This window comes from Arthrobacter sp. B1805 (assembly GCF_002929745.1).
Lineage (GTDB): Bacteria > Actinomycetota > Actinomycetes > Actinomycetales > Micrococcaceae > Arthrobacter_D.
In genome coordinates this window covers 260,584-280,967 of the sequence record NZ_PJIQ01000004.1, presented here as the reverse complement: position 1 = coordinate 280,967, position 20,384 = coordinate 260,584, and the positions used below count along the sequence as shown (strand labels likewise).

The following is a 20,384-nucleotide window of genomic DNA, read 5'->3' as shown; positions in this document are numbered from 1 at the left end:
GGTAACTTACCCCTCACGCACCCGGACCGGGGGTGTGAGCCCGAAGTTAACTTTGCGATACATCCATGACACACAGGAGAAATTGCGCCTTCGTACTGTGGTAGCAGCAACGGGACCGCCCGGGTCCGGAGGGAAGGCACCACATGAGCGAGACCAGACCACCCCGGCCCGCCCAGGGCGGCGCCACGTCCGCAGTACGCCGCATCGTCGTGGTCGGCGGTGGACCGGCGGCACACCGGTTCGTCGAAGCCCTCTGGCGACGTGGCACGGACGGCCTCCACATCACCGTGCTGACCGAGGAGTCCTACGCGCCCTACGACCGCGTGGCCCTGAGCAGCGCGCTGACCGGCGACGTCGACCTCAGTCTCGGTGAGCAGCTCATGTGGCGGGAACCCGCCATCCGGCTCGTCACAGGTGAGCGCGCAGTGCGGCTGGATCTCGCCGCCCGATGCGTCCTGGGTGCCTCCGGGGAGAGGTACGCCTACGACGACGTCGTCCTCGCCACCGGCTCGGACGCCGTGCGGCTGCCACTGCCGGGCGGTGAGCACGCCGCGGTGTACCGCACGCTCGACGACGTCCAGTGGTTACGGACGGAGACGGCCCGCCTCGCCACCGATCTCGGCAGGGCACCGCGGGCCGTCGTCATCGGCGGCGGACTGCTCGGCCTCGAGGCCGCGGGAGGGCTCCAGCACCTCGGAGCGGAGTCGACCGTGGTCAACCGGGCCGGCTGGCTCATGAACGCGCAGCTCGACCAGGGAGGGGGCCAGGCGCTCGGCCGCCTCATCGCGGCGAAGGGACTGGGCATCCACTGCGGTGGCGCTCCTACCTCGATCGAGACGGCTGACGGCCGCGTGACGGGCGTGGCCCTGAGCGACGGTGCCGTCCTGCCGGCGGACTTGGTGGTCTTCGCCGTCGGGATCCGGCCGCGTGACGAACTCGCGCGGGACGCCGGACTCGAGGTGGCCCCCCGCGGAGGCGTGGTCATCAGCGCGGGCTGCGAGACCACGATGCCGGGGGTCTGGGCGATCGGCGAAGTGGCGAGCTATGAGGGCATCAGCATGGGGCTCGTGGCCCCAGCGAACGCGATGGCCGAGGTGTGCGCGGACGGCATCCTCGGCGGGCTGTCCACCTTCCCCGGATTCGATACCGCGACCAAGCTCAAACTCTCCGGCGTCGAGGTCGCGAGCTTCGGCGACGCCCTCGCCGAGGCCGAGGGCAGCCTCGAGATCGTCTACGCAGACCCTGCACGCGGGCTGTACCAGAAGCTGGTGGTGACCGACGACGCGAAGACACTGCTGGGCGGCATCTTCGTCGGCGATGCCGCTCCCTACTCGTCGCTCAGGCCCCTGCTCGGTCGCGAGCTCCCCGCCGAGCCGGGTGCCTACCTCTCCTCGGCCGGGGGAGGCGAGGCTCCGCCGTCCGAGCTGCCCGACGACGTCATCCTCTGCTCCTGCAACAACGTCACGGCCGGTGCGTGCCGCTCGGCGGTGCACGGGGTGGACGCGGACGGGACGGCCGTGGAGCCGGCCCTCGATATGCCGACGCTGAAGGCGTGCTCCCGCGCCGGGACGCAGTGCGGCTCGTGCGTGCCGATGCTCAAGAAGCTTCTCGACACCGAGCTGACGAAGGCCGGCCGCACCGTCTCCAAGGGCATCTGCGAACACTTCGCGATGTCCCGGCCCGAGCTGTTCGAGGCGATCCAGGCCCTCGATCTCGCGTCCTTCCAGGAGATCCTCCGGCGCTTCGGGGCTTCGGAGGAGGCGAAGGGCGGGCACGGCTGCGACATCTGCAAGCCGGCCATAGGCTCGATCCTGGCCACCCAGCGGGGCGAGTACGTGCTCGACGGCGGCCGCGGCATGCTGCAGGACACCAATGACCGCGCGCTCGCGAACATGCAGCGCAACGGCACCTATTCGGTGGTGCCCCGCATCCCCGGTGGAGAGATCACGCCGCAGAAGCTCGCGGTGATCGCCCAGGTCGCGGAGCAGTTCGGGCTGTACGTGAAGCTGACCGGTGCCCTGCGGATCGACCTCTTCGGCGCCCGGCTCGAGCAGCTCCCCGAGATCTGGAAGATCCTCGTCGAGGCGGGCTTCGAATCGGGCCAGGCCTACGGCAAGGCGCTGCGGAACGTGAAGTCCTGCGTCGGCTCCACATGGTGCCGGTTCGGCGTGCAGGACTCTGTGGCAATGGCGATCGATCTCGAGCTGCGCTACCGGGGACTGCGCGCGCCGCACAAGTTCAAGATGGGTGTGTCGGGATGCGCCCGGGAATGTGCCGAGGCGCGCAGCAAGGACGTCGGTGTGATCGCCACCGACCAGGGCTGGAACCTGTACGTCGGCGGCAACGGCGGGTTCCAGCCCGCCCACGCACAACTCCTCGCCCAGGACCTCGACGGTGAGACCCTCATCCGATACATCGACCGCTACCTCATGTACTACATCCGGACAGCAGACCGCATGCAGCGGACCGCACGCTGGATGGACGACCTCGACGGCGGCCTCGACCACGTGCGCGACGTCGTCATCAACGACTCCCTCGGCATTGCGGAGGACCTCGAGGAAGCGATGGCGCGCCACGTCGAGCACTACGAGGATGAATGGGCGGCAACGCTCAAGGACCCCGACCGGCTCCGCCGTTTCAGGTCGTTCGTCAATGCCCCGGATGCCGCGGACCAGTCGATCGTCCTGGTCGAGGAGCGTGGCCAGCAGCGGCCGGCCACTCCTGAGGAGATTGAGGCCGGAGCCGGACGCGTGAACCTCGGAGCGGCGATCCCCGTCCGCGCCGCATCAGGAACCCTGGAGGGCTGAACCGTGCAACTGGAGATCGATCTGACTGGTCGCCGCGTCGTGGTGGCCGGGGACGCCAGGCCGTCACGGAGGATCGCCGCCCGCTATCGGGCCGCCGGCGCCGAGGTGGACCTGCGCCCCAGCGCAGCTGCCTGCACGGCGACGGTGCTGGACGGCGCAGTGCTGGCCGTCGTCGTCGACCCGCCGTCGGGCAGGGCGGGCCAGCGCCCACCGGCTGCACGCGCAGACCAGGCCTTCGACGCCCTGCAGGAGCGCTGCCGTCGTTCCGGCATCCTGCTCACCCGGGAGACCGGAGCGACGGACACCGGCGCGGTCACCCTGATCGGCGGTGGACCGGGTGCCCTCGGACTCCTGACCCTCGACGCGGTGGCGGCCCTCCGCGAGGCCGACGTCGTGCTCTATGACCGCCTCGCGCCGACCGACGCCCTGGCACAGCTGGCCCCGGCGGCGGAACTGGTCGACGTCGGCAAGCTTCCCGGTCACCACCGCGTCCCGCAGGCGGGCATCAACGAGCTCCTCGTGAGCCACGCGCTCGCCGGCCGCCATGTGGTGCGCTTCAAGGGTGGCGACCCCTTCGTCTTCGGGCGCGGCAGCGAGGAGCTCGCCGCGTGCCTCGCGGCGCAGGTGCCGTGCCGGGTGGTGCCCGGGGTCAGCTCCGCGATCTCCGTACCGGCCGCCGCCGGCATCCCGGTGACGCACCGCGGCGTCAGTGCCATGTTCACCGTCGTCTCCGGGCACGCACCGCTCACCGAGGAGGAACACCTCCACCTCGCGGGCCTCGGCGGGACGATCGTCGTCCTGATGGGCGTCTCGACGCTTCCGCAGCTCGTCGCCGGTCTCGCCCGCGCGGGGATGCGGCCGGAGATGCCGGTCGCGGTCGTCGAGCGCGGCTACAGCACGTCCCAGCGGACGACGGCCGGCACCCTCTCCACGATCGTGACGGCGGCGGGCGCGGCCCGGTGCCAATCCCCGGCCGTCCTCGTCATCGGCGAGGTGGTGCGGGTGGGTCTGGAGCTGAGCGGTGGAGCGGCGCAGCTCGCACGCCTGACGGAATCGCTCGCGTCATGACCGAGACGATCCGCCCGGATACGGCGGGAGGGCAGCTCGCCGGCTTCCGGATCGGGGTCACCTCCGACCGGAGGGCCGGTGACCTGATCGATGCCCTCGAGCGGCGCGGCGCCTCGGTGTTCCATGCCCCGGCACTGAAGATCGCGCCCATCGCCGAGGACGTCGAGCTGCTCGCCGACACGGCGGCCATGGTTGCGGCCCGGCCGGACCTCTTCCTCATCACGACGGCGTACGGGATGCGTCGCTGGTTCGAGGCCGCGGACGCGGCGGGGCTGGGTGATGACCTCCTCGATGTCCTCGGTAACGGGCGTATCCATGTGAGGGGCCCGAAGGCCAGGGGAGCCGTGCGCGCTGCCGGACTCGACGACGTCGGCATCAGCTCCGACGAGACGACGGCGACCCTCGTGGACCAGTTGCTCGAGCAGGACCTCTCGGGGCTCACGATCGGGGTCCAGTTGCACGCCTACGCCGACGCACACCAGTTGGAGCGGCTGCGGGCAGCCGGCGCGACCATCCTGACCGTCACTCCCTACCGCTGGATCAAGCCGGAGGGCTCCGAACGCCTTCCCAGACTCATCGACGCGGTGTGCGGAGGCCAACTCGATTGCGTCACCTTCACGAGCGCCCCGGCGGTCGATGCCCTGTTCAGCACCGCAGCGGAGCAGGGCCTGCAGGACGAGCTCATCCAGCGGTTCCGCCGGAGCGTCCTCGCCGCCGCCGTCGGCCCGGTGACCGCGCAACCGCTGATCGATGCCGGCATCGAGCCGATCGTGCCCGAGCGCTTCCGGATGGGAGCGCTGATCCGCCTCGTCTGCGATCACCTAGCGGAGCACCACGTGGAGCAACTCCGGACACGGTCCGGTTATGTCGAGGTGCGCGGCAGGTCCGTGCGGGTGGACGAGGTCCAGGTGGACCTGGCGCCCGCGCAGCTGGTGCTGTTCAAGGCGCTGCTGTCGGCGCGGGGGGCCGTCCTCAGCCGCGACGCACTGACGAACCTCCTGGCACACACCGGAGCGGGCCACGCGCTCGACATGAACGTCAACCGGTTGCGGAAGTCCCTTCCCGATCCTGCCCTGGTGGAGACCGTGGTCAAGCGGGGATACCGACTGCACGTATAGCTCGCGCGTGCTGTTGCGCGGTCCCGGGATCTGCCGGCAGCACTCGTCATGACGTCACCGCCACCGCGAAGTGCTGCTCGATCACGGCCCGGATGTCGTCGTGGCACCCGCCGCAACCGGTTCCCGCCCGCGTGTCCCCCGAGACGTCCTTCACCGAAGCACACCCCGTCGCCACGGACTTCTGCACCGTGCCCCGGGTCACTCCCGCGCACCGGCACAGAGTCGCGTCCGGCCCCGGAGGCATGGCGGCGGCGGCTCCCTCGATGCTGTCGAGCCGCAGGAGGCTCGAGCGGTCGGCGGGGAGTTCGCTCCCGCGTTCGAAGAGCAGCACCAGCTCGGCGCCGGTCCGAGGCATGCCGACGCAGACCAGTCCTGTCAGGGCGCCGTCGCGCGTGATCATCTTGGCGTAGCGCCCGTGTCCCGGATCGGCCCAGACCGCGACAGCGAGCCCGGGCTCCACGGACCACGGATCGGCATCGACCTCGCCTGCGGTGACGGCATCGACGCCACGGGCCTTGAGGACGAGCACGGCGTCGCGACGGTCGGGAGCACCGGTGACGCCGGGAGGCATGCCGGTGAGCTCCGCCGCGAAGGCGAGGCCGAGCTGGTCGGCCTGCTGCCAACCCGGCCCGATGAGGCCCTGCGGAGTCGTGACGCCGGCGCATGCCGCGCAGGAACCGTCCCAGCAGCGCACCTCAGCACAATCGCCGATCGCCCAGATGTCCCGCGTATCGAGCGCGCGGAGTTCGTGGTCCACGAGGATGCCCGCTGCGGTGTTCAGGTCGCAACCGTCGGCGAGTTCGGTCCGCGGTCGCACACCGCAGGCGAGCACGAGGGCGCCACCCTCCACCACTGTTCCTCCCTCGAGGGTGAGTCCCGAGAAGTGGCCTTCCGTCTGCGTGATCCCGGTGGAGGTGCCGGCCACCAGGGTCACGCCGGCCCGGGTCAGCGCCGTGGCCAGAACCCTGGCGCCGTCTCCCAGGAATCGTTCCATGGGCGCCCGGCCGTTGTGGACGAGCGTGACGCGGCCTCCCTCCTCGGCGGCGGCGAGGGCTGCCTCGATGCCGAGGATGCCGCCGCCCAGCACGACGATGCGGCGCTGTGAGGCCAGGGCTGCCGACACGGCACGCGCATCCCGGAGATCACGGAGGAAGCTGACGCCTTGCGGGAGGGGGAGTTCGCCGTCCAGGCCGTCGAGCTGTGGCACCAGGGGACGCGAACCGGTGGCGAGCACCAGGCGGTCGTAACCGATCGCTCGATCGTCGTCGAGCAGGACCCGCCGGAAGGGGCGGTCCACCCTCGCCACGCGCGCGCCGAGCAACACGTCGATCCCGATGGCCCTCAACGCAGCCGCATCCGCGAGCCGGATGGCTGCCTCCGGGGTACGTCCGACGGCGACATCCGCGACGAGCACGCGGTTGTACGCTGCGTCCTGCTCCTGGCCGATCACGGTCAGTGCCACTGTGCCCGCCGCGACGAGTGGTTCGAGGTGCTCGACGAGCCGGGCGGCGACAGGGCCGAAGCCCACCACGACGATCCGCTCCGGGGCGGAAGGAGCGGCGTCCCTCATGCGAAGACCTCCGGTTGGTGCGCGGCGCCGCGGCGCGCATGGGCGGACAGGGCCGATACCTGGACCGGAGTCGTCTTGAACTCGGGCATGCCCGAGACCGGGTCCGTGGAGCTGCCGGTCAGCAGGTTCGCGCTTCCCGATCCTGGGTAGTGGAAGGCGAGGAAGACGGTGTCCTGGCGGATGTCCGCCGTCAGGTCGGCAACGGCGTGTACTTCGCCGTGCATGCTCGTGACGACGACGGCCTCACCCTGGCTGATCCCCAGGTCCTGAGCGGTGGCGTGGTGGAGCTGCACGCGGGCGCCGGGCTGGGCCGCGAGCAGCTCCGGGACACGCCGTGTCTGCGTGCCCGACTGGTAGTGCTCCAGGAGGCGGCCCGTCGCGAGGAGCAGGGGAGCGGGGACACGCGCTGCGTTCGCGTCCACGCGCGGCGAGACCGGCACCAGCACGGCGCGCCCCGTCGGGTGGGCGAAGGCCGCCAGGAACATGCGCGGAGTGCCGGTGCTTCCGCTCGGATACGGCCAGTACGCCGGGCTCCCGCCGTCGAGCACCTCGTAGTCGAGCCCTGAGTAGTCGGCAGGTCCACCGGCACTCGCTCGCGCGAGTTCGTCGAACATGGTCGCGGGGTCCTCGCTGAACAGGGAGGGCGCGTCGAGCAGCCGCGCGAGTTCGCGCATGATCCACAATTCGCTGCGGGCACCTGCAGGAGGAAGGACAGCGGGGCGACGCCGGAGGACCCGGCCCTCGAGGTTGGTCACGGTGCCCTCCTCCTCGGCCCATTGCAGGACCGGCAGGACGACGTCGGCGAGCGCTGCGGTCTCCGAGAGGAAGAAGTCGGAGACGACGAGGAGATCGAGGGAGCGGAGACCGTCGATCACCGTCGCGGCATTCGGGGCCGAGACGGCGATGTTCGCGCCGTGCACGAAGAGGCAACGGGTCCCGCCTTCCCGGCCGAGGGATGCGAGCAGGGCGACGGCGGGAAGGCCCGGCCCGGGGATGGCGTCCTCGGGCACCCCCCAGACGGAGGCGACGTGGGAGCGGGCCGCCGGATCGGTGATCTTGCGGTAACCGGGCAGCTGGTCGGACTTCTGTCCGTGCTCACGACCGCCCTGCCCGTTCCCCTGCCCGGTGAGGGTCCCGTACCCGCTGTGCGTGGTGCCCGGAAGACCGAGCAGCAGCGCGAGGTTGATGGCGGCAGTGGTGGTGTCGGTGCCGTCGGCGTGCTGCTCGATGCCGCGCCCCGTGAGGATGTAGGCACCCGGTCCGCCCTCGGCACCGTTGCGGGCGCCGCGCGCGAGCAGCCTCGCCGTCGCACGGATCGCAGTCGCCGGAACACCGGTGAGGCCCTGCACGCGCTCGGGCCACCAGCGCGCGAGTCCGCGGGCGACGTCGTCGTAGCCACTGGTCCTCGCATCGAGGAAACGGCGGTCCTCGAGGCCCTCGGCGACGACGACGTGGGCCAGTCCGAGCAGGAGCGCGAGGTCGGTGCCGGGAGTGGGCTGCAGGTGGACACCCCTGCCCAGCTCGGTGAGGCGGGCGGTCGCGGAGCGCCGCGGGTCGACGACGATCAGCCCGCCGGCGGCCTGCGCGCCCCGGAGGTGCTGGACGAAGGGCGGCATGGTGTCGGCCGCGTTCGATCCGAGGAGCAGGACCACGGAGGCGTCATCGAGGTCCTCGAGGGGAAACGGGAGGCCCCGGTCGACGCCGAAGGCCCTGTTCCCGGCGGCCGCGGCGGACGACATGCAGAACCTCCCGTTGTAGTCGATCCGTGAGGTGCGGAGCGCGAGCCGGGCGAACTTGCCGAGCGTGTACGCCTTCTCGTTGGTGAGGCCGCCCCCGCCGAAAACCGCCACCGAGTCCCGGCCGTGCTGCGCCTGGATGCTCCGGACGCGCTCGCTGATGTGGTCGAGGACGTGGTCCCAGGTCGCCTCACGCAGGACGCCGTCGCCGGCCCGCAGCAGGGGAGCGGTGAGCCGGTCGGGGTGGCGGAGCAGCTCGGCCGCGGACCAGCCCTTCCGGCAGAGACCGCCCCGGTTGGTCGGGAAGTCACGGCCGGTGACCGCCACGCCGCCGTCCCGGCCACCCTTGCCGGCCGGGGTGGTGTGGCCGGCCAGGCCCGCCGTCACGGTCATGGCGCACTGGAGGGCGCAATAGGGGCAGTGTGTCTCGGTCCCGGCCGTCTCCGCCATGGGTCAGACCTTGCCCAGCGTCGACGAGCGGCGGAGGTAGAAGAACCAGGTGACCGCCAGCATCACGACGTATCCGGCCACGAAGCCGTAGAACGCGCCGTCGTAGCTGCCGGAGGCGCCCTTCGAGGCGTTGAGTACCTGTGGAATCAGAAAGCCGCCATAGGCTCCGACTGCGGAGATGAGCCCGAGGGCGGCTGCGGACTTGCGGGCGGTGCTCACGGACTCCCGGAGCTCCGCCGACCCTGCCGCCGCGCCCCGCCGGGCGAAGATCACCGGGATCATCCGGTACGTGGCGCCATTGCCGGCGCCGGCCGCTGCGAAGAGGATTAGGAAGAGTCCGAGGAAGAGCCAGAAGTTGGACAGGGGGAGCGTCCAGACCACGGACAGGGCGATGGCTGCCATGACCGCGAAGGCGGCCACGGTGATGAACGCCCCGCCGAAGCGGTCGGCGAGCCGGCCGCCGAAGGGCCGGGCGAGGGAACCGACCAAGGGGCCGAGGAACGCGAGGGACAGGGTTGCCGGTCCCATCGCGATGGTCGAGAACTCCGGGAACGAATCGACGATCAGCTTCGGGAAGACGCCGGCAAAACCGATGAACGAGCCGAAGGTGCCGATGTAGAGCAGCGCCATGATCCAGAGGTGTGGTTCCCGGACGGCTGCGAGCGAGCCGGCGAAGTCGGTCTTCGCGTTCGACAGGTTGTCCATGTACTTCCAGGCGCCGAAGGCCGCGGCCAGGATGAGCGGCACCCAGATCCAGCCCGCGAGTGGAAGGTTCAGTGTGGCGGCCGCGCCGAGGGCGACGGCGATGGGCACCACGAGCTGCGCGACGGCGGCGCCGAGGTTTCCTCCCGCTGCGTTGAGGCCCAGTGCCCAGCCCTTCTCGCGAGCCGGATAGAAGAACGTGATGTTCGCCATCGAGCTGGCGAAGTTGCCGCCGCCGAAGCCCGCGAGTGCCGCAACGGCCAGCATCACCCCGAACGGGGTCTCCGGGTTCGAGACGCAGAGGGCGAGCCCGATGGACGGGATCAGGAGGAGCAGGGCGGAGATGATGGTCCAGTTCCTGCCGCCGAACCTCGGCACCATGAACGTGTAGGGGATGCGGAGCGTCGCGCCGACGAGCGAGGGCATCGAGATGAGCCAGAAGATCTGCGACGTCGAGAAGGTGAAGCCTGCGGCAGGCAGGTAGACCACCACGATGGACCAGAGCTGCCACACCACGAAGCCGAGGAACTCACAGGCGATGGACCACTGGAGGTTCCGCTTGGCGATCGACTTGCCGACGCTGCTCCACTGATCGTTGTCCTCGGCGTCCCAGTTGTCGATCCAGCGGCCGGGTCGGTGGCTGAGCGGTGGTGCGCTCGCGGGCTGACCCGCGGTCAGGGTGGGGGATGCTGCTTCGTCGATGCTCACTGAAATCCTCCGGGGGTGGTGTTCCTGCTTTTCCCCGAGGCTAGTGAGCGCGCGTTTCCAGTCCTGGCGCGCTGCGTAAACGCTCCGTGACGTTCACCTATCCGTGCTTCGCAGGTGTTGTGAGACCAGGGGCTGCCGCGTGCCGCTCCGGTCCCAGTAGGGTCGGTCCATGCTGTCCATCGAACCCATCACTCTCCGCGGTCGCTGCGTCGTCCTGGAACCGCTCGCGTCCGACCACCACGACGGGCTCGTCGAGGCCGCCCGCGACGGCGACCTCTGGAAGCTCTGGTACACGTCCGTCCCCGAGCCGCAGGACATGCGGCAGGAGATCGAGCGGCGGCTCGCGTTGCGGGACGCGCAGTCCATGCTTCCGTTCACGACGCGCCTCGTGGACCCGGCGACCGGTGCCTCCGGCAGGATCATCGGGATGACGACCTACATGAACATCGATCTGCAGACACCCCGCCTCGAGATCGGCTCGACCTGGAACGCGAGGTCGGCCCACCGGACGGGAACCAACACGGAGTCCAAGTACCTGCTCCTGAGGCACGCCTTCGAGGAGCTCCGGTGCCCGGCCGTCGAGTTCCGCACGCACTGGCTGAACCACCAGTCACGCGAAGCGATCACGAGGCTCGGCGCGCGGCAGGACGGTGTGCTGCGCAGCCACACCCGCGCGCGGAACGGGGAGTTGCGGGACACCGTGGTCTACTCGATCCTCGCCCACGAGTGGCCGATGGTCCGCGACGGACTGGTGCACCGGATGTCCGCCTAGACCGTTGGTGGCCCGCAACGATCCGTGCCCGGCCAGCGACGATCCGCGGCGGTCCGCGACGACGTTCGGCCACCCCTGCCCGGCAATGGGCGCCATGGTACTCGCGCAGGTGCACGTCCGGGGACGCCGCGTCATGGGGGTGGGGGTCGGTACGCTTGAAGTCCCTGGCAGGCAGGGGTAGCCGATGAACGGAACAGGTCTCATCATGAGGACGAACATCAAGCAGGCTCTGGTCGCAGTGTCGACCGCGGCAGTTGTCACCTTCGCCGGTACCGGAGGTGCATGGGCCGTAGAGCCCGCACCCGGAACCACCGCTCCCGCGCAGAGCACGTCGACGGCGGCCGTGGAGTACACCGAGGCCACCGCCGAGCAGATCGCGGTCGTGCTCGATCGCCACAACGCCTATCGTGCGTCCAAGGGGCTGCCGGCGCTGGCGTACGACGCGCGGTTGTCCCGGGTGGCTCAGGACTGGTCGAACACGATGGCGACGACCGGCGAGTTCAAGCACAACCCCAACTACTCCGCGCAGATCCCGTCGGGATGGTCCGCGGCGGCGGAGAACATCGCGGCGAACACGACGGTAGGAGTCGAGGGCGCCCGGCAGGTGATGACCCAGTGGATCAACTCCCCGGGGCATGAAGCCAACATGGTCAGCACCAAGTTCACGCACATCGGAATCGGCGTGACGAACACGAAGGCCGTCTACGACGCCAACGGGGTCGTGCGCTATGCCACCTACGCGACGGTGAACTTCGGGGGGTACAGCACCTCCACGGTCGTCGCTACCAAGCCCTCGGCGGCCACCAACGTGCGGGCCACCGCCGGCAGCAAGTCCGCCACCGTCACCTGGACCCGCGGCAGTGACGGCGGTTCACCGCTGACGGGCCAGACCATCACCGTCTATTCCGGCACGCAGAAGGTCCTGAGCGGATCCGTCTCCGCGACTGCGACCAGTGCGAGGATCTCCAACCTCAAGCCGGGCGTCGCCTACACGGTCAGCATCATCGAGACCAACAAGATCGGCTCGAGCCCCGAATCCGTTCGTTCCAACATCGTCAAGCCGCTGCCCTGACTCCCGCCTGCGGGCGGGCGGTGAGCCCGCCCGCGGACGGCGGCGTGCTTCAGGAGCACGCGGACGAAGAGCCCGGGTGAGGATCAGTACGACGGCGCCGCAGGCAGCCCGAAGTGCTCCTCGAGCGTCTGGGTCCCGGCCGACCTCATCGCGAGGGAGACGTCCTTGCCGACGAAGCGGAAGTGCCAGGACTCCGCCGAGAAGCCGGTGATCTCGTGGAAGCCGGCCGGATAGCGGAGGACGAACCCGAACTCGGCGGCATGTGCTGCGGCCCACTGGGCAGCGGGTGTGTCGCGGAAGCACAGGACGAGAGTGCAGGCGCCGTCGGCCTGGCCGATGTCGAAAGCGAGTCCCGTCTGGTGTTCCGAGAATCCGGGACGCGCTGAGACCGTGTCCGCGCCGGCGGCGTCGCCGTACTCTCCCACCCAGTAGGCGTAGGTGGATTCCTGGTTGGCGAACGAGCGGTAGCCACTCACGATGACCAGCCCGACGCCGTCCCCTGCCGCAGCCGCGAACATCTCCTCGACCGCAGCAGCTGTGTCGGGGCGGAGGAGCGCATTGTCGGTGGCCGTCGCCACGTCGGGTTGACGCAGGTCGGAGGGAGCGAAGTCCAGCGGCTCGAGCGGGCGGCGCTTGTTCACGACGACGTCGACGGACCCGGGATCTGAATGCAGGTCCGCGGCCGGCGGGGGCGCCGTCGGACCCTCGGCAGTCCCGGGGCCGCTGACCGCGGGGACGGGTTCGCGCTGGGCCGGTGCGGGGAGAACGCCGGCAGGGGCGGGAAGGTCTGCGGCCCCGCCGGACGCCGCCGGTGGCGGCGGCCGGTTGGATCCGGGGGAGGACCCTGCAGCGGAGTCCGGCGCGGCGTCCGTGGTCCCCGTCGAACCCGGTGCCTCGACCGGGTCCGTCGCGGTGTCGGACGGCGAGCAGGCAGAGAGTCCGATCACGAGGACCGCCATGGCAGCACTACGCCTGGAGCGCACCGTCAGGTCTTCCGCAACAGCATGCGGCGGATCGAGTGATCGGCGTCCTTCGTCAGGACGAGTTGGGCCCGGCCGCGCGTGGGCAGGACGTTCGCCACCAGGTTGGGCTCGTTGATGCGCTCCCAGATGCTCTTGGCCGTCAGCCGCGCCTCCTCGTCCGTGAGTTTCGCGTACCGGTGGAAGTAGGACTCCGGATCGGCGAACGCGCTCGAGCGCAGTGACTGGAACCGGTTGATGTACCACTGCTCGATGTGCGCGGTCTTCGCATCCACGTAGATGGAGAAGTCGAAGAAGTCGCTCAGGGCGAGACCGGTGATGCCGTCGGGGCGCGGTCGAGCGGGCGCCAGGACGTTGAGCCCCTCGACGATCAGCACGTCGGGCCGCCGGACGACGACCTCACGGCCCGGCACGATGTCATAGGTGAGGTGCGAATACCAGGGCGCGCGCACCTCGGCCGCGCCGCTCTTGACCTCACTCACGAAGCGCAGCAGGCGGCGGCGGTCGTAGGACTCGGGGAATCCCTTGCGCTGCATGAGGCCGCGCCGCTCGAGCTCCGCGTTGGGATACAGGAAGCCGTCGGTCGTGACGAGCTCGACATTCGGCGTGTCGGGCCACCGCCGCAGCAGTTCGCGCAGCACCCTCGCCGTCGTCGACTTGCCCACCGCCACGGACCCGGCGACGCCGATGACGAAGGGCGTCCGCGTGGTGCTCTCACCGAGGAAGGTGTTCGTGGCCGCGTGAAGCTGCCCGGCCGCGGCCGTGTAGAGGTTCAGGAGACGGGAGAGCGGGAGGTAGACCTCGCGCACCTCGTCGAGGTTCAGTGCGTCGCCGAGGCCGCGAAGCCGCTGCACGTCCTCGACGTTGAGCGGGCTCTGGATCTCGTGCGACAGCCGGGACCACATGGGGCGGTCGAGCTCGACGAAGGGCGTGATCGATTCGGCACCGGTGGCCTGCTGGGTACCCGTGCTCCTGTCATTCACCTCACGATTCTGCCCGGTGCCCTGCGCATTAACAAACACAGCCACCGGTAGTCTTGATGCCATGTGTGGAATCGTTGGGTATGTAGGCCGGGACCACGGCCAGGGATCGTCGGCGCTGAAATCTGTCGCCCCGGCTTTCGAGCAGGAACCGTCCGAAGCGCAGCACGGCGCACTCGACGTCGTCATGGAGGGCCTCCGGCGCCTCGAGTACCGCGGCTACGACTCCGCGGGCGTGGCGGTCATCACTCCGGCCGGCATCGAGTCCCGCAAGAAGGCCGGCAAGTTGACCAACCTCGTCGACGAGCTCGCAGCCGACCCGCTGCCGCGGTCGCTGACCGGCATCGGCCACACGCGGTGGGCGACGCATGGCGGGCCGACCGACCAGAACGCGCACCCGCACCTGGCGGACGGCGGCAAGCTCGCGCTGATCCACAACGGGATCATCGAGAACTACGCCGAGCTCAAGGCCGAACTCACGGGTGAAGGCCTGACCTTCATCTCGGACACGGACACCGAGGTCGCGGCCGGACTCGTCGGCTACCTCTACCGCGGGCTCGTGGAGAGCGGCGCCGAGGGTGACCTTCTCACCCTCGCCCTGCAGCAGGCCTGCCAGCGACTCGAGGGCGCGTTCACCCTCCTCGCGATCCACCAGGACCAGCCGGGCACCGTCGTCGCCGGTCGGCGCAACTCGCCGCTCGTCGTCGGGCTGGGCGACGGCGAGAACTTCCTGGGCTCGGACGTCTCCGGCTTCATCGACTTCACGCGCCGCGCCGTCGAACTCGGCCAGGACCAGATCGTGACCATCACGCCCGACGACGTCGTCATCACCGATTTCTTCGGTGCTCCGGCCGAGGGTACCGAGTTCCACGTGAGCTGGGACGCCGCCGCAGCGGAGAAGGGCGGCTTCGACTCCTTCATGGAGAAGGAGATCCACGACCAGCCGGACGCCGTCGGCCAGACCCTGCTCGGCCGCTCGGACGTCTCCGGGAACCTGGTCCTCGACGAATTGCGCATCGACGAGTCGATCCTGCGTTCGGTCGACAAGATCGTGGTGCTGGCCTGCGGTACCTCCGCATACGCCGGCCAGGTGGCGAAGTACGCGATCGAGCACTGGTGCCGCATCCCGACCGAGATCGAACTGTCGCACGAGTTCCGCTACCGCGACCCGATCGTGAACGAGAAGACCCTCGTGGTCGCCATCTCGCAGTCCGGCGAGACCATGGATACGCTCATGGCCGTCCGGTACGCCCGCGAGCAGGGCGCCAAGGTCGTCGCTATCTGCAACACCAACGGCTCGACGATCCCCCGGGAATCGGATGCCGTCCTGTACACGCACGCCGGCCCGGAGATCGCCGTCGCCTCGACCAAGGCCTTCCTCGCGCAGATCACCGCCGCATACCTGCTGGGGCTGTACCTCGCGCAGCTGCGCGGCAACAAGTACCGCGACGAGATCGCCGACGTCCTTGCCGACCTCTCGGAGATCCCGGCCAAGATCCAGGCCATCCTCGATGACGCCGACAAGATCAAGCAGCTCGGCGCGGACATGGCCAATGCCAAATCCGTGCTCTTCCTCGGTCGCCACGTGGGCTTCCCCGTGGCTATGGAGGGTGCGCTGAAGCTGAAGGAACTGGCCTACATCCACGCGGAGGGGTTCGCCGCGGGCGAGCTCAAGCACGGCCCGATCGCCCTGATCGAGGACGGCCAGCCCGTCGTGGTGGTCATGCCGTCCCCGAGTGCCCGCGACTCGCTGCACTCGAAGGTAGTCTCGAACGTGCAGGAGATCCGCGCGCGCGGCGCGGTGACGATCGTCATCGCGGAGGAGGGCGACACCTCGGTCGAGGCGTACTCGGAGCACGTGTTCTACGTTCCGGCCTCCCCGACCCTGCTCGCCCCGCTGCTGACGACGGTCCCCCTGCAGATCTTCGCCCTCGCCCTCGCGAGCGCGAAGGGCTACGACGTCGATCAGCCCCGCAACCTGGCGAAGTCGGTCACGGTTGAGTAGTTCCACGCCGGTGCCGCCGCGGACCCGCCGGGCAGCACCACGACGGGGTACGGCGTGATCGTCGGCATCGGGGTCGACGTCGTGGACATCGACCGCTTCCGGCAGCAGCTCGAGCGCACACCCGCGCTGGTCGAACGCCTCTTCGTGCCGTCGGAGCGCCAGCTCAACACACGTTCCCTCGCAGCGCGCTTCGCTGCGAAAGAGGCTGTCGCCAAGGCCCTCGGCGCCCCCGTCGGAATGAACTGGCAGCACTGCACCATCGAGGTCGACGACGCCGGCGCACCGTCCGTCGTCGTCGACGGCACGGTCGCGGACGCTGCGCGTGCGCGGGGCGTCGAGACCTGGCACCTGTCCATCAGCCACGATGGCGGGCTGGCCACGGCCATGGTGGTGGCCGAAGGCACTACACCGTCCCGCCGAAAATAGTAACCGTACTGATTATCGGCCGGCTTACCGCTAAGCTCGACCATATGCTCAAGGCCTTTTCCGGTGGTGACGTCCGCTCTGCGGAAGCACCCCTCATCGATGCCGGGCACGGCGACGCCCTCATGCAGAAGGCCGCCCACGGGCTCTTCGGCGTCGTGCTCGGCCTGCTGCGCGACGCCGGTCGCGGCACCTACGGGGCAACCGTCGTCGTGCTGGCGGGCAGCGGCAACAACGGTGCGGATGCCCTGTACGCGGGGGAGCGGCTCCTGCGCAGGGGAGCGGGAGCAACGGCGATCCTCACCTCGGACCGCGTGCACGCCGCCTCCCTCGACGCCTTCGTCGCCGCCGGCGGAACCATGATCAGGCTCGACGACGCCGACACCACGGACCTCGCCGCCCATGCCGCTGCCGCGGACGTCCTGATCGACGGCGTACTCGGCACCGGGTCCAGCGGCGGCCTGTGGGATTCCGCCCGGGCCTTCGTCCAGTCGTTCAACAGCGTCGCCGGCCCGCGAAGGACCCGGTCCACGATCGTCGTCGCCTGCGACCTCCCGAGCGGGATCGGTGTGGACACCGGTGTCGTCGACGGGCCCGTCCTGTCCGCCGACGCGACGGTCACCTTCGGAGCCGCGAAGCCGGGCCTGCTCATCGGCGACGGCGCCGTTGTGGCCGGTGAGCTCGACGTCGTCGACATCGGGCTCGACCTCTCAGCCTTCACCCCGGCTGCGCACAGCATGCTCGACGGCGATGTCGCTGCCCTGCTGCGCCTGCCCCGGCCGCGGGACCACAAGTACTCCCGCGGTGTCCTCGGCGTCGCGGCCGGGTCCGCCCGCTACCCGGGTGCCGCCGCGCTCGCCGTGGGCGCCGCCCTCGCCACCGGCGTCGGCATGGTGCGCTATCTCGGGCCGGACGTCGTCGCGGCGCTCGTCCACCAGCGCAACCCGGAGGTGGTGGCTTCCTCCGGCTCGGTCGCTGATGCGCGTTCCCAGGCATGGCTCGTCGGGCCCGGTGCCGTCGACGACGACGACCAGCGCCAGCGCGCGGTCGATGCCATCGCCTCCGGCCTCCCCGTCGTCGTCGATGCCGGCGCTCTCGCAGAGGTCCCGCAGCGCGTGGGGCCGCAGGTCGTCCTGACGCCGCATGCCGGCGAGCTGCGGCAGCTGCTCGCCGACCGCGGGATCGACGCCGAGCGCTCCGAGATCGAAGCCGAGCCGGCCAGGTTCGCGCTGAGGGCCGCCGAGACCACCGGCGCCACCGTCCTGCTCAAGGGTTTCACCACCGTCGTGGCTGCACCGTCGGGAACACTGTTCGCGCAGGCCGATGCCACGCCCTGGCTCGCCACCGCCGGTTCCGGGGACACGCTCTCCGGGATCGTCGGAGCACTCGCGGCGACGCTGGCGGAGGACGAGGGAGCCGCAGGCCGAGTCGGCGTCGCGCAGGAGGACCTGTGGGCGGCGATCGCGGCGGCAGGAGCGCTGATCCATGGCAGGGCGGGGCAGCGCGCGGCGCGGGGAGGGCCGATCGTGGTGTCCGAGCTCCCTGCCGAGATCGGTGCCGTGGTCGGGGACCTCCTCGAGGAGCGACGCCTAGCCGCAGTGACGTGAGGTGTGGAACGGATCGGAATTAACCCGACCGACAGATGAATGCGCTATGTATGGAGCAAGCACGCGGGGCACCAGGACCCCGAAGCCTGCGAGTAACACCGAGGCCGTCCAGGTGGCGGCCCCGGCAGAAGACACAAGGAGAACTCATGGAACTATGGCCCGGCGATGCGTATCCCCTGGGAGCAACCTACGACGGCACGGGAACGAATTTCGCGCTCTACAGCGAAATCGCGGAGTCCGTCGTCCTCTGCCTCTTCGATGACGACGGCAACGAGACCTGCGTCGAGCTCAAGGAGGTGGACGGCTATGTCTGGCACGGCTACCTCCCCCACGTGACCCCCGGACAGAAGTACGGCTACCGGGTCCACGGCCCGAACAACCCGGCCGAGGGACACCGCTGCAACCCCAACAAGCTCCTCCTGGACCCCTACGCCAAGGCGATCTCCGGGGACCTCGACTGGGACCAGGCGCTGTTCGGCTACAACTTCGGCGACGAGCACTCCGTCAACAACGAGGACTCCGCGCCGCACATGATGCTCGGCGTCGTCGTCAACCCGTTCTTCAACTGGGACGGCGACCGCATGCCGCGGACTCCCTACCACCAGTCCGTGATCTACGAGGCCCACGTCAAGGGACTCACGCAGCTCCACCCGGACGTCCCCGAGGAGCAGCGCGGAACCTACGCAGGCGTGGCGCACCCCTCGGTCATCGCGCACCTGCAGAAGCTCGGCGTGACGGCCATCGAGCTCATGCCCGTCCACCAGTTCGTGAACGACAGCACGCTGCAGGACAAGGGCCTCTCGAACTACTGGGGTTACAACACCATCGGCTTCTTCGCGCCGCACAACAAGTACACCTCCACGGGCGACCAGGGCGAGCAGGTCCAGGAGTTCAAGGCGATGGTGCGCGAGCTGCACCTCGCGGGCATCGAGGTCATCCTCGACGTCGTGTACAACCACACGGCCGAGGGCAACCACATGGGGCCGACGCTCTCGATGCGCGGTATCGACAATGCGTCCTACTACCGCCTGGTGGAGGACGACAAGCAGTACTACATGGACACGACAGGCACCGGCAACTCGCTCAACGTCGGCAACCCGCACTCCCTGCAGCTGCTCATGGACTCCCTGCGCTACTGGGTCACGGAGATGCACGTGGACGGCTTCCGCTTCGACCTCGCCTCCGCCCTCGCTCGCGAGTTCTACGAGGTGGACCGCCTCTCGGCCTTCTTCGAACTCGTGCAGCAGGATCCGGTGGTCTCGCAGGTGAAGCTCATCGCGGAGCCGTGGGACGTCGGACCCGGCGGCTACCAGGTGGGCAACTTCCCGCCGCAGTGGACCGAGTGGAACGGCAAGTACCGCGACACCGTCCGCGACTTCTGGCGTGGTGAGCCCTCCAGCATCGGCGAGTTCGCCTCACGCCTCACCGGCTCGGCGGACCTCTACGAGCACTCGATGCGGCGTCCCGTCGCCTCGATCAACTTCGTCACGGCCCATGACGGCTTCACGCTGCGCGACCTCGTGTCCTACAACGAGAAGCACAACGAGGCCAACGGCGAGGACAACAACGACGGCGAATCGCACAACCGCTCGTGGAACTGCGGCGTCGAGGGCCCCACCGACGATCCCGAGGTGCTCGCGATCCGCGTCCGGCAGCAGCGCAACTTCATCGCGACCCTCCTGCTGTCGCAGGGTGTGCCGATGCTGCTGCACGGCGACGAGCTCGGCCGGACGCAGGAGGGCAACAACAACACCTACTGCCAGGACTCGGAACTGAGCTGGGTGCACTGGGACAAGATGGACCAGCCCCTGCTCGAATTCACCGCTGCGGTCAATCGCCTGCGGTCCGAGCATCCGACCTTCCGCCGTCGCCGGTTCTTCGACGGACGGCCGGTCCGTCGCGGCGAGGGCGAGGCCCTGCCGGACATCGTGTGGCTCGACACCACGGGCGAGCTCATGGCCCCCGAGGACTGGGACAGCGGTTTCGGCCGCTCGATCGGCGTCTTCCTCAACGGCCAGGGCATCCAAGGCCGCGACGCACGCGGCCAGCGAATCGTCGACGCGAACTTCCTGCTGTACTTCAACGCCCATGACGAGGCCGTCGACTTCACGATCCCGTCGGACGAGTACGGCACGTCGTGGGACGAAGTGATCGACACCGCCGGCAAGTACGCCGACAGCGAGGCCATCCCGGCGGGTGCGGTCGTCACCGTCGAGGGGAAGTCCATGGTGGTCCTGCGGGCGCACTCCGAGGTCGAGGACCTCGACCACTCGGTCGCGGCGTCCCTGGCGATCCTCGCCAACGAGGTCACGGCCAAGACCGGCACCGCCTAGCAGCACCCAGCACCGCCCGCCAGACACACCCAGCCAACCCCGTCCAGGAGGAC

Annotated in this window: 14 protein-coding genes; 9 read left to right on the top strand and 5 right to left on the bottom strand. The window is 69.7% G+C overall.

Annotated features, from left to right (window positions below; all coding sequences use genetic code 11):
* Window positions 1-143: 143 nt before the first annotated feature.
* From nirB to CXQ96_RS06775, 3 genes are read left to right on the top strand one after another with little or no spacing between them, the layout of a single operon-like run.
* Window positions 144-2,807 carry a nitrite reductase large subunit NirB gene (gene nirB, locus CXQ96_RS06785; RefSeq protein WP_104117253.1) on the top strand — a complete coding sequence of 888 codons (2,664 nt, stop codon included), beginning with the start codon at window positions 144-146 and terminating at the stop codon, window positions 2,805-2,807.
* 3 nt (window positions 2,808-2,810) lie between these two features.
* Complete coding sequence (gene cobA, locus CXQ96_RS06780; protein ID WP_104117252.1) at window positions 2,811-3,875, top strand: uroporphyrinogen-III C-methyltransferase; 1,065 nt, start codon at window positions 2,811-2,813, stop codon at window positions 3,873-3,875.
* The gene (locus tag CXQ96_RS06775) at window positions 3,872-4,993 is read left to right on the top strand and encodes a uroporphyrinogen-III synthase (RefSeq protein ID WP_104117251.1); all 1,122 of its coding nucleotides are present in this window, start codon (window positions 3,872-3,874) and stop codon (window positions 4,991-4,993) included. The genes cobA and CXQ96_RS06775 overlap by 4 nt, the downstream gene beginning before the upstream one ends.
* A 46-nt stretch (window positions 4,994-5,039) precedes the next feature.
* Here CXQ96_RS06775 and CXQ96_RS06770 read toward each other — a convergent pair whose 3' ends face one another.
* From CXQ96_RS06770 to CXQ96_RS06760, 3 genes are read right to left on the bottom strand one after another with little or no spacing between them, the layout of a single operon-like run.
* A complete protein-coding gene (locus CXQ96_RS06770; protein ID WP_104117250.1) occupies window positions 5,040-6,563 on the bottom strand; it encodes an FAD-dependent oxidoreductase in 1,524 nt (507 codons plus the stop codon).
* Window positions 6,560-8,749, bottom strand: a complete 2,190-nt coding sequence (locus tag CXQ96_RS06765) for a molybdopterin oxidoreductase family protein (RefSeq protein ID WP_104117249.1) — start codon at window positions 8,747-8,749, stop codon at window positions 6,560-6,562. Before CXQ96_RS06765 ends, CXQ96_RS06770 begins: the two co-directional genes overlap by 4 nt.
* Window positions 8,750-8,752: 3 nt before the next feature.
* Entirely contained in the window at window positions 8,753-10,129 is a 1,377-nt protein-coding gene (locus CXQ96_RS06760) for an MFS transporter (protein WP_258058924.1), read from the bottom strand.
* 199 nt (window positions 10,130-10,328) lie between these two features.
* Here CXQ96_RS06760 and CXQ96_RS06755 point away from each other — a divergent pair, with 199 nt between their 5' ends.
* Both CXQ96_RS06755 and CXQ96_RS06750 read left to right on the top strand, forming a co-directional pair.
* Complete coding sequence (locus CXQ96_RS06755; protein WP_104117247.1) at window positions 10,329-10,931, top strand: GNAT family N-acetyltransferase; 603 nt, start codon at window positions 10,329-10,331, stop codon at window positions 10,929-10,931.
* 184 nt (window positions 10,932-11,115) lie between these two features.
* Window positions 11,116-12,003, top strand: a complete 888-nt coding sequence (locus CXQ96_RS06750) for a CAP domain-containing protein (RefSeq protein WP_104117246.1) — start codon at window positions 11,116-11,118, stop codon at window positions 12,001-12,003.
* 83 nt (window positions 12,004-12,086) lie between these two features.
* On the opposite strand, the gene CXQ96_RS06745 is transcribed toward CXQ96_RS06750, so the two are convergent.
* Both CXQ96_RS06745 and coaA read right to left on the bottom strand, forming a co-directional pair.
* The gene (locus CXQ96_RS06745; protein ID WP_258058917.1) at window positions 12,087-12,962 is read right to left on the bottom strand and encodes a D-alanyl-D-alanine carboxypeptidase family protein; all 876 of its coding nucleotides are present in this window, start codon (window positions 12,960-12,962) and stop codon (window positions 12,087-12,089) included.
* 26 nt (window positions 12,963-12,988) lie between these two features.
* Complete coding sequence (coaA, locus tag CXQ96_RS06740) at window positions 12,989-13,966, bottom strand: type I pantothenate kinase (protein ID WP_258058916.1); 978 nt, start codon at window positions 13,964-13,966, stop codon at window positions 12,989-12,991.
* Between the two features lie 61 nt (window positions 13,967-14,027).
* On the opposite strand from coaA, the gene glmS reads away from it, so the two are divergent.
* The 4 genes from glmS (at window position 14,028) to glgX (ending at window position 20,331) form a co-directional block, all read left to right on the top strand.
* Entirely contained in the window at window positions 14,028-15,968 is a 1,941-nt protein-coding gene (gene glmS, locus CXQ96_RS06735; protein WP_104117244.1) for a glutamine--fructose-6-phosphate transaminase (isomerizing), read from the top strand.
* Between the two features lie 54 nt (window positions 15,969-16,022).
* On the top strand, window positions 16,023-16,394 hold the full coding sequence (locus tag CXQ96_RS06730) for a holo-ACP synthase (RefSeq protein WP_104117243.1): 372 nt from the start codon (window positions 16,023-16,025) through the stop codon (window positions 16,392-16,394).
* A gap of 44 nt (window positions 16,395-16,438) precedes the next feature.
* A complete protein-coding gene (locus tag CXQ96_RS06725) occupies window positions 16,439-17,998 on the top strand; it encodes an NAD(P)H-hydrate epimerase (protein ID WP_104117242.1) in 1,560 nt (519 codons plus the stop codon).
* Window positions 17,999-18,144: 146 nt separating this feature from the next.
* Window positions 18,145-20,331: a glycogen debranching protein GlgX gene (gene glgX / locus CXQ96_RS06720; RefSeq protein ID WP_104117241.1), complete on the top strand. Its 2,187-nt coding sequence runs from the start codon at window positions 18,145-18,147 to the stop codon at window positions 20,329-20,331.
* Window positions 20,332-20,384: the final 53 nt, after the last annotated feature.